The sequence below is a fragment of the Patescibacteria group bacterium genome, assembly GCA_020148145.1.
Lineage (GTDB): Bacteria > Patescibacteriota > Minisyncoccia > Minisyncoccales > JAHCRE01 > JAHCRE01.
In genome coordinates, this window is record JAHCRE010000019.1 from 42,385 (window position 1) to 52,535 (window position 10,151).

Below are 10,151 nucleotides of genomic sequence, written 5' to 3' on the forward strand. Positions count from 1 at the left end.
AATTATATCATGCGGTCTCCAAAATTGCGAAGCAATTTTGGAGTATAATTTATGAAGTTTAAACTCTACTCAAAATTTAAACCAACTGGTGATCAACCTCAGGCAATTGAGGGGTTAGTTAAGAATTTAAAAGTTGGAATTAAAAATCAAGTTTTATTAGGGGTAACGGGGTCGGGAAAAACATTTACTTTAGCTAATGTAATTGAAAGTGTCCAGAAACCAACCCTGGTGATATCCCATAATAAGGTTTTGGCTGCCCAACTTTATCAAGAATTTAAAGAATTTTTTCCAAAAAATGCTGTTCATTACTTTGTCTCTTATTATGACTACTATCAACCAGAGGCTTACCTTCCTCAAACCGACACCTATATTGAAAAGGATGCCAAAATTAATAAAGAGATTGATAGATTAAGGCATGCCGCCACTCAAGATCTCCTGACAAGGCCTGATATTGTTATTATTGCCTCGGTTTCTTGCATTTACAACATTGGTTCGCCAGAAACCTATCAGAAAGTTTCTCTTGAAATTAAACCAGGAAAAAAAATTAGAAGAAAAGTTTTTCTTTCTTATTTAACTGATTTACAATATCAAAGAAATGATATCGATTTTCGGCCAGGGACTTTTCGAGTTAGAGGAGAGATTATTGAAATTTATTTAGTTACTGGAAAAGAAATTTTGAGAGTTGAATTTTTTGGCGATGGGATTGAAAAAGTTTCAATCTCTCCAGCTTCATTAACTCCAAACTATAAACTTCTAACCACTAGTTATCGTTTATATCCAGCCCATTTCTGGGTGACTCCTCAAGAGAAATTAAATATTGCTATTGAGAATATAAAATTGGAACTACAAGAAAGATTAAAGGAATTAAAAAAAGAAAAAAAACTAATAGAAGCTCAAAGATTAGAACAGAGAACAAATTATGACTTGGAAATGCTAAGAGAAGCGGGCTTCTGTCATGGAATTGAAAATTATTCAAGACATTTAGAATTTAGAAAACCAGGCCAAGCCCCTTATACTTTAATTGATTATTTTTCCGCCGAGGGGCCCGCGGTAAGCGGGAGGGTGGAGGGGGGGTTGGAGTCCGCCAAGGCTACAACGAACAAATCAAGAAATTTCTTAATTTTTGTTGACGAATCTCATATGACCTTACCTCAACTCCATGCCATGGCTAATCAAGATCGAGTTAGAAAAGAAACTTTGATTGAATATGGATTTAGGCTTCCTTCAGCAATAGATAATAGGCCCCTAACCTTCAAAGAATTTGAAGAAAAAACCGGTCAGATAATCTATATTTCAGCCACTCCAGCCAAAGAGGAAAGGAAGAAGGCTAGTAAAAAATATGTTGTTGAACAATTAATTCGGCCTACTGGCCTTTTGGAACCTTCAGTTGAACTTCGATCGGCAAAAAATCAGGTTGAGGATTTAGTCAAGGAAATTAAGGCAAGGGTAAAGAAAAAACAAAGAGTCCTTGCTCTAACTCTAACCAAGAGGTTGGCTGAAGCCTTGTCTGATTATTTGGCCGAAGAAGGAATTTCCACTCAGTGGTTACATGCTGAAGTTAAAACCTTGGAGAGACCGCAAATCCTCAAAGACTTAAGAAAAGGAAAATATGATGTCTTAGTTGGAATTAATCTCTTAAGGGAAGGGTTGGACTTACCAGAAGTTGCACTGGTCGCAATTTTAGATGCTGATAAAGAAGGATTTTTAAGGTCAGAAACCACTTTGATTCAAACCATGGGAAGGGCAGCTAGGCATATTGAAGGCCATGTTATTTTATACGCAGATAAAATTACAAAATCAATGGCGGCTGCCATAAAAGAGGTAGAGAGAAGAAGAAAAATTCAAAGGAAATATAATAAAAAGCAGGGAATAATCCCCAGGTCAATTATAAAAGAAATTAGGGGTTGGCCGTTTGTTTCAAAAGAAAAAGAAATATCCTCTGAATTTTGGGCAATCAAAGACGTTAAACTCCTTGAAAAAGAGATGAAGGAAGCGGCCAAGAATTTGGATTTTGAAAGAGCGGCTGAAATTAGAGACTTGATTAAAAAATTAAAAAGTAATAAAAATAAATTGTATGCCAATTACTAAATCGGTAAAAAAAGCCTTAAGACAAAGTTTAAAGAAAAGGTCAAGAAATATTCAAAGGAAACAAAAAATAAAAAGCCTCATTAAAGAGGTCAAAAAATTAGTTTCTCAAAAGAAAATAAAAGAGGCAAAAAAACTCCTACCTCAGGTTTATAAATCTTTAGATAAGGCAGCGAAAGTAGGAATGATTAAAAAGAATGCTGTAGCCAGAAAGAAGTCAAGAATTACCCAATTGATTAATAAAACCTCTAAACTTCCATAATTAACAGGTCAAGGGCTGTTTGAGGATCAAGCCTTCCCGTCTTAATTTTTAAATCTACCTGAAAAATTTTTCGGTAGATTTTTTTTAATTCTTCTATTTTAAATTTTCTGGCCAAAAAATAGCTTTTTCTGACAACAAAAGGATGAACCCCTAAACGCTTACTAATTGTTGAGATGTAATTTATCTCAAATTTTTTTTCTAATTGGCAAGATTTTATTAAAATTAAATTCCGAAACTGAAAATTAATCATTGAAAGAAGATATAAAGGGGAATCACCCTTTTTTAAATGTTTATGAATTAAATTTAAAGCCTTTTTTTTATTTCTTGAGGCTAGAGCATCGATAGTTTTAAAAATATCTGTTTCAATCTTTGGTTTAACTAAAAGTTCAACATCTTTTGTCTCAATTTTTTTTCTACCTCTAAAATTTATCAATTTTTTAATCTCATTAGCTAACTGCCAAAGGTTATTGCCAACAAAATTTATTAATCTCTCCAAGGCCAGAGGTTCTATCTTAGTCCCGTAATTTTCGATTTCCTTTTTAATCCATTTTTTTAATTTTTGCCCAGTCAGTAATTTAAATTCCTGGCATTTTCCATATTTTTTTAGAAAATTAAACAGAGGGTTTTTCTTATCAATTCCTTTTTCTTCATAAAATAAAATTATTTCAGCTGAGTTTAAAAAAAGCTTACTTTCTTTGAGAAATCTTTCAGAAAATTTTAAATTTAAAAAAGCATTTTTAAAAATTAGCAGTTTTTTTTCTTTAAACATTGAAACTGATCGAATCTCATCTTTAAATTTTTCATAACTATCTTTTTTGAAATCGAAAATTTTAAAACTAAGTCCACTTTTGTGAATTTTTTTATAGCGCTCAATGATTCCATTTAGTTTTTGACGCGACCGATAGGTATCGAGGCCGTAAAGAAATAAAATCATAGTGAATTTGAGGCTCTTATAACTTCTGACATTTTGGGCAAAAGTGAGCTGATCTGCCAGCTAATTTTACCCTTTTTATTTTTTTACCACAACGAAAGCATTTCTCACCTTCCCGGCGATAAACTTTTCTTTCTTTTTCGTAATATCCTTTTTGACCTGAAATCGTTCTGAAATCAGAAATTGAAGTCCCTTTTAATTCAATAGCTCTTTTCGGAATTTTCCTCATAGCCTTATAGATTTTTTTAAGTTCTATATCATTCAAACTTTTTATTTCCCGAAAAGGATGAATTTTAGCTGTCCATAATATTTCATCAGAATAAATATTGCCTATGCCAACAATAGTTTTTTGATCCATTAGAACCTGTTTAATCTTTCCCTTTTTTCCGCTTAGGGTTTCCTTAAATTTCTCCAAGTTAAAACTTCTCTCTAAGGGTTCAGGCCCTAAATTTTTTAGATTCTCTGAGTTTTTTAATTCTTTAGTATCCCATAATTCAACCTTGGCAAATTTTCTTAGATCAGAAAGGGCTAGCATCTGGCTATTGTCAAAAGTAAATAACAAATGAATGTAGGTATTAATTTTTTCTGAAAGGGGTCCGGGCGGAGGAAGCCATTTCCCGTGTTTAAACTTCCATTTCCCCAAAAGTAAATGACCAGTTAGTTTTTGATGAATTAATAAGCTTTTTCCGTCAGATAAATCAAAAATGATATTTTTACCTCTTCGCCAGGCTTTTTGAATTTTTTTACCTTTAATTTCTCTTTTAAAATCCTTAAAATTTTTAGGTTTTTTAACTTGTTTTTCGAAGTCTGTCCATATGTATTCGATCTTTCGACCGAGTATTTTTTTCTGTAAATCTCTCACCGTAATTTCTACTTCTGGTAATTCTGGCATATACATCAACAAACCCCGCCCTCTAAGCTCAGTGAGCTACATATAGCACAGAGGGCGGGGTTCTTTCTTAAATCTCTAACTATCGTCTCTACTTCGGGAAGCTCAGGCATAATTATGTGGACACCTTTTTAAAAAGGTGTCCCCGCCAAAAAATATAAGGTATCGGAAAACTCGGAATCTTGTAACCCGTAGTTTTTCGACTTTTATTTGAGGGCGTTTTTTATCTTATCAATAATTTCTCCTGGGGTGAAGTGGGCCTTAATTAAATAATCCACTGCCCCCAGTTTTAGCCCTCTTTCGATATCATCTTTTTGACCAAGATTAGAGAGAATAATTACCGGAATTTGGACTAGGGTTGGCTCTTCTTTCATCCGGGAGAGAACCTCAAAACCATCTATTCCTGGTAAGATAAGGTCAAGCAAAATTAGATCTGGTTTCTCGGCTTTAATCTTTTTTATTCCTTCCTCTCCATCAACTGCTTCAAAAGTCTTATAGCCTTCTTTTACGAGTTTTTGAGCAATTAACTCTCTCAAAAACTTATCATCCTCAATAATGAGAATATTTTTTGGCATGGTTTAAATTTAATTTAGTAATCTCTTAATTGCTTCTTTACTTTCCTATTTGTTTAACCACCTTATCAATTACCTCCTGGGGATCAAATTCTGTTTTAATTAACCAGTCTTTTGCACCTAATTCCTGGGCTTTACTCAATTCAACTGGTTGGCCAGAGTTGGAAATAATAATTATTGGAATTTCCTTTAGCTCAGGATCTTTACTCATTTCCTCCATCACTTCAAATCCTCCCATTTTTGGCATAACAATGTCCAGTAAAACAAGATCGGGTTTTACTTCTCTCATTACTTCTAGTCCTTCTTCTCCGTTTTTGGCTACGGAAATATCATAACCTTCCTTGGTTAGTTTTTTTTGGAGGAGATCAATCATAATCTCCTCGTCTTCAATTAGTAGAATTTTTTTTGGCATATTGGAGTTTCTTTAATTATATTTTACCTTTTTTTAAAAAATTTGTTAAGTAATTTTAATTACCCGCAATTGGCAAGAGGCTAGATTTTCATCCCAAATGCTTTATATATTAAGATTGCTCCTATTGTATATCCTATTCTGGCGAAAATTGGAGAAATAAATACACATAAAAGGGCTGGAAGAAATAAAAGTAAAATACCCAATCCATAAAGTAATCCTTTTATTTTCCCCTTTTTCTCCTTTTCTCTTATTGAATTATACAAAAATATGAAAAAAATTAAAATAGAGAATCCTATAATTAGGCTGAAAAAAGCTATATTTACTGCATTTGATTGCCAGGGATGACTAATCACTTTATAGGGAACTGGTTCAAGAGGAGCCTCTTCTATAATACTCATGGTTGGGAAAAAGGCAATGGCTATTATCATAAAAACTATACCTCCTATAATTATTGGAAAGATAATTTTGATAAAGAATCTTGGAACAAATTCTTGAAATACAAACCAAAATATCAGAAGGATTCCTATGGCTTGGACTGTCCCGCCAATTTGATATAAAACATATTGAATTTTATATAATTCGAATTGAATAAAAACATCTCTGATTGCATAGGAAAAAATTGAAAAGGCTATAGAGAGTAAACCCCAGGCCAATAATTTACCAGGAGAATAGTTTATTGTTTTACTTTTTTGAAGAATCCTCTTCCCTCCCCAAAGAAGACAAATAATTGAAGTAAGCATTACTAATTGAATAAACATATTTTTAAGTGAGATTAAAATTTAATTTCAATTTTTATTTTTAAAGTTCTTCTAAGAATTTTTTAAATTTTTCTTTAACCGGTAATGTAAAATAGAAAGTTGTTCCTTTATTCTCTTTAGATTCAAACCAAATTTTTCCCCCATGAGCTTCAATAATGTTTTTGGTGGTAAATAAACCGAGGCCAGTGCCTTCAGTCTCCATCCTCATTACATTAGCTGCTCGAAAAAACTTAGTAAATACTCTTTCTTGCTGATCTTCGGGGATTCCTACCCCGGTATCCTCTATTGAGAATTCTATTTCTTTTTTAGCATATTTTAAAGAAACTGTCACCTGGCCACCGGGGAAAGTATATCTTATGGCATTGTCAAGAAGGTTCTCAATTACTACTTTCATTTTCTCCGTATCTATCAGAATTTTCGGTAATTTTTTTTCTAGTTTCTTGAATTCAAATTTAATATTTTTTCTCTCAATTTCTTCGTTAAAAGAGTTTATTACGGATCGAACAATCTCTTCAATATTAGCAAATATTGGTCGATAAATATATCTCCCTTCTTCTATCCTGGCTACGTTTAAAAGATCATTAATTAAATTAATCATTCTCTCATTAGATCGGTAAGTCTTTTTTAAGAAATCTCGTTGCTCTTTTGTTATTTCTCCTAAATCTCCATCTAATAACATACGTAGCGTCCATTTAATTGCCGAGAGGGGGGTTCTTAATTGATGGGCAGAAAGAGAGACAAATTCTGTTTTCATTCTCTCAATTAATTTCTCTCTGGTAATATCGTGTAAGATAACTAAAGTTCCTAATTTTTCTTTTTCTCTTATAAAAGGGGTGGTGGTTATTTCTAAAACTAAATTTTTTCCTAAGGAAAGTTCTTTTCTAAAAATCTTCTTAATTTCTTCACCAAAAAGATTTATTAAGGACTTAAAGGGAGAAAATTTAGCAATTTTGGAAATAGACTTACCGACTATTTTTTTAGCCTTAATCTCAAAAAAGTCTTCAGCCTGAGGATTAATTAGCAAAAGATTATTTTCTTTATCAAAAACCAAAAGACCGTCAGCAAAATTAGTAATAATTGCCAAGGTTTTATTTTTTTCTTCCTCAACTCTTTCTCTCTCTTTTTCAGTATCTTCAAGCATATTTAAAAGAGCAGTCTGGGCATTTTTAAGTTCCCCTTCCTTTTTTTTAATATCAATTAAATCAAAAAAGCCAATAAAATAGCCGATAATTTCTCCTTCCTCACTTTTTCTCAATACAGTAGAAGCGCTTACTGGAACCTTTCTCTTCTCTTTTGTGAAGATATTAATTTCTTTTCCCTTAACAAAACCTTTTTCTATGGTGTCTTTAGATAATATTTCAATCTCTTCTTTGATAAAAAGGTTTTCTACCGGTTTTCCAATAATCTCCTCTATTTTGTAACCAGAGATTCTTTCAAGAGCAGGGTTGGCTTCTAAAATTATCCCAATTGAACTAATAAGACAAACTGGTAAGGGTAAAAAAGAAAATAAATCACTGGCATAGCTTTCAAGAGAGGCTAAGTCTTCAAGGAGGATAGAAATTTTATTTTCCTCTTTGTTTTTTTCTTTTATTTCCATTTTATTAAAAATTCATGATATTCATCTCCCCGAAAAAAACATTTAGTTTCTTGGCAAGTTATTTTAGGGCTTTTCACCATTAGCTGAAAGGGCCCAGGGAAATAACCTTCTAGATAGCGACAATAAACAGGGTGGAGATTAAAATTTTTCAACTGGATAATAGCATATTTTTTTTCTTCATTTAGTTCAACCGGAACTAATTCACCAACAGTCCAATGTTTTCTCCAAAGTTTTGAGGTCTGTTTATTAAAAGCTAATTTGAGAGAAAAAACATATTTTATAAAAAACTTAACAATCAAGGAGACCTTAGTGGCAAAAATTCCCATCTCTTTAATTTTTTCATCATTAAAATTAAAAATTTTCTTAATGGCTAAAAGAGAAAGGGCCCTTAACCCCACTGGATAAAAAGCCATGGTCTTAATTTCTTTATATTTTATTGGATAACCTAATTTCTCTAGTTCATCTTCTAATTCTTTTAAACCTTCTTTCCCTTTTTCTTTAAAGATAAATTCTCCATCGGTTTTGAAAACCACCCCCCTTACTTCACCTTTAATTTCCATTAATTTTTTAACAGTTTCTTTTGTAAGTTCCTGATTCATGCAAAAATATTTTAAATAGTTTTATAATTGGCCTTTATTTTTTAATTCTTTTTTAAGTCTCTCAATCTCTTTTTTAAGTTCAATCATTTTTAATTCTCGGCCAACAGCTACTTTTCGAAATTTTTCTAACTCTTCCATTTTTTTTTGGAGTTCTTTAGTTCTTTCACTAACTTGTCGCTTCAATTCCTCTCGGAATTTTTTACTCTCGCGGATATCAACAAAGGCAAGGAAAAACCCAATAATGTTTCCTTTTCTATCTTCCCGGGCACGAGAATAAACAGCCACTGCTACCTTCTCGCTCTTTTTGGTTAATAAATCTGTCTCTCGATTACTTAAGCCCCTTTTTTTGAGGGTCTGATCTATAATCTCTGAAGCTTCTTTTTCGGCCAAAACAGAACTAAGGTGTTTTCCAGATATTTCTGAGATTGTCCACAAAGAAAAATCTTCAAAAGCCCGATTAACATCTAAAATAAAGCCTTTGGAACTGAGATAGCTAAGAGCTAAAGGTAAAAATTGCCAGAGGCTTTTAGTATAGTCGGTTAAACCTTCTAAATGTTGTGACAAAATTTCTAATTCACTCTTTCTAATTTTTTTTCCCATGAATTAATTTAAATTTCTTTTCTATTTTTCCCAGGTAACTTTGAATAGATGGCCTTCCCCTTTTCCTTTTAGACAACATTTTACCTCTCGGCATTTCGGTTCTTTAACTATATAAGAGACGATCTGTTGAATAACTCCTTCCATATATCGGCAGTAAACTTGATGACCAGGGAAATCCTTAAGAATTAAAAGGACGCATCTTTCTTTTTCATTTAAGTCAATACCCTCCATTTTCCCAACTGTATAATACATATTCCAATAATTAGATATCTCTTGAAAACACTTTCTCATCGTAACAAAGTATTTCATCATTATTTTGGTAATTAAAGAAATCTTTTGAGCATTAGCACCCATTCGACGAATCGTCTCATCGTCCCATTCAAACAGTTCTTTAGCTACTAGAACTGAAAGTAAGTAATATCCTACGGGATACCATTTAAAATTTTTAAGCTCCCGATATTTTAGAGGATAGCCCAATTCAGCCATTGCCTTCTCAACTTTTTTTACTCCCTCTTCTCCTTTTTCTTTTAAAATAAAATCAAGATCCTCGATGAGGCCAGTACCAATGAGCTTGCCAGGAAGAGATATTAATCTTTTAATTTCTTTTTTAGAGATTTTTTTTCTAGTTTTAGAAGTTTTTTTCATATTTTAACTTTTTTATTTCCATTTTAATAAATACTTATGGTGTCTATCTCCCCGAAAATAGCATTTAATTTCTTCACAGGTTATTTGAGGGCTTTTTACTATCAATTGTAAAATTCCAGAAAAGTAGCCCCTTAAATAATAACAATAAAGATGATGAAGATTAAAGTTTTCTACTTTTAAAATCGCATATTTCTTTTCTTCATCTAGTTCGAGTGGAATGAGGTCACCGGTAGTCCAGTGCTCTTTCCAGATTTTTGGAGCCTCTTTGAAAAAAACTCTTTGAACAGAAAGAAAGTACCTTATAAAAAGCTTAACAATTAAGGATTTCTTTGTGGCAAAGAATCCCATTTCTTTAATTTTCTCATCATCAAAATTAAAAATTTTCTTAATGGCTAAAAGAGAAAGGGCCCTTAATCCCACTGGATAAAAGGCCATTGTCTCAATTTCTTTGTATTTAATTGGATAACCCAATTTTTCTAGTTCATCTTCTAATTTTTTAAGACCTTCTTTTCCTTTCTCTTTTAAAATATAGTCTCCATCGGTTTTGAAAACTACCCCCCTTACTTCACCTTTAATTTCCATTAATTTTTTGATGGTTTCTTTTGTGATTTCTTGGTTCATATAAAAATGTTTTAAATAGTTTCTACGATCGACTTTTATTTTCCCCTAATTCTTTTTTTAATCTCTCTATTTCTTTTTTTAGTTCAATCATTTTTAATTCCCGACCAACAGCTAATCTTTGGAATCTTTCTAATTCTCCTATTTTTTCTTGAAGTTCTTTTGTTCTTTGTTTAACCTGTG

The 10,151-nt window shown here is 32.2% G+C and carries 12 protein-coding genes; 2 read left to right on the forward strand and 10 right to left on the reverse strand.

Going from position 1 to position 10,151, the window contains the following annotated elements; translation table 11 throughout:
- The first annotated feature begins 51 nt into the window (after positions 1-51).
- Positions 52-2,088, forward strand: coding sequence for an excinuclease ABC subunit UvrB (gene uvrB, locus KJA15_03865; GenBank protein MBZ9572441.1), 2,037 nt, complete (start codon positions 52-54; stop codon positions 2,086-2,088).
- A complete protein-coding gene (gene rpsT, locus KJA15_03870; GenBank protein MBZ9572442.1) occupies positions 2,075-2,347 on the forward strand; it encodes a 30S ribosomal protein S20 in 273 nt (90 codons plus the stop codon). The genes uvrB and rpsT overlap by 14 nt, the downstream gene beginning before the upstream one ends.
- Here the strand turns inward: rpsT and holA are convergent.
- From holA to KJA15_03920, 10 genes are all read right to left on the reverse strand, one after another.
- Entirely contained in the window at positions 2,334-3,281 is a 948-nt protein-coding gene (gene holA, locus KJA15_03875) for a DNA polymerase III subunit delta (protein MBZ9572443.1), read from the reverse strand. The genes rpsT and holA overlap by 14 nt on opposite strands.
- A gap of 16 nt (positions 3,282-3,297) precedes the next feature.
- A complete protein-coding gene (gene mutM / locus KJA15_03880; protein ID MBZ9572444.1) occupies positions 3,298-4,170 on the reverse strand; it encodes a DNA-formamidopyrimidine glycosylase in 873 nt (290 codons plus the stop codon).
- Between the two features lie 203 nt (positions 4,171-4,373).
- The gene (locus KJA15_03885) at positions 4,374-4,742 is read right to left on the reverse strand and encodes a response regulator (protein ID MBZ9572445.1); all 369 of its coding nucleotides are present in this window, start codon (positions 4,740-4,742) and stop codon (positions 4,374-4,376) included.
- A gap of 37 nt (positions 4,743-4,779) precedes the next feature.
- Positions 4,780-5,151 (reverse strand): response regulator, encoded by a 372-nt coding sequence (locus tag KJA15_03890; protein ID MBZ9572446.1) that lies wholly within the window; start codon positions 5,149-5,151, stop codon positions 4,780-4,782.
- Between the two features lie 80 nt (positions 5,152-5,231).
- Positions 5,232-5,909: a hypothetical protein gene (locus KJA15_03895; GenBank protein MBZ9572447.1), complete on the reverse strand. Its 678-nt coding sequence runs from the start codon at positions 5,907-5,909 to the stop codon at positions 5,232-5,234.
- A 40-nt stretch (positions 5,910-5,949) separates the two neighbouring features.
- Positions 5,950-7,506 carry a PAS domain S-box protein gene (locus KJA15_03900; protein MBZ9572448.1) on the reverse strand — a complete coding sequence of 519 codons (1,557 nt, stop codon included), beginning with the start codon at positions 7,504-7,506 and terminating at the stop codon, positions 5,950-5,952.
- Positions 7,497-8,105, reverse strand: coding sequence for a hypothetical protein (locus KJA15_03905; GenBank protein ID MBZ9572449.1), 609 nt, complete (start codon positions 8,103-8,105; stop codon positions 7,497-7,499). Before KJA15_03905 ends, KJA15_03900 begins: the two co-directional genes overlap by 10 nt.
- A 21-nt stretch (positions 8,106-8,126) precedes the next feature.
- Positions 8,127-8,705: a PAS domain S-box protein gene (locus KJA15_03910; GenBank protein MBZ9572450.1), complete on the reverse strand. Its 579-nt coding sequence runs from the start codon at positions 8,703-8,705 to the stop codon at positions 8,127-8,129.
- 21 nt (positions 8,706-8,726) lie between these two features.
- Positions 8,727-9,350, reverse strand: coding sequence for a hypothetical protein (locus KJA15_03915; GenBank protein ID MBZ9572451.1), 624 nt, complete (start codon positions 9,348-9,350; stop codon positions 8,727-8,729).
- A 12-nt stretch (positions 9,351-9,362) separates the two neighbouring features.
- Positions 9,363-9,971, reverse strand: coding sequence for a 4-vinyl reductase (locus KJA15_03920; GenBank protein ID MBZ9572452.1), 609 nt, complete (start codon positions 9,969-9,971; stop codon positions 9,363-9,365).
- Positions 9,972-10,151 lie beyond the last annotated feature (180 nt).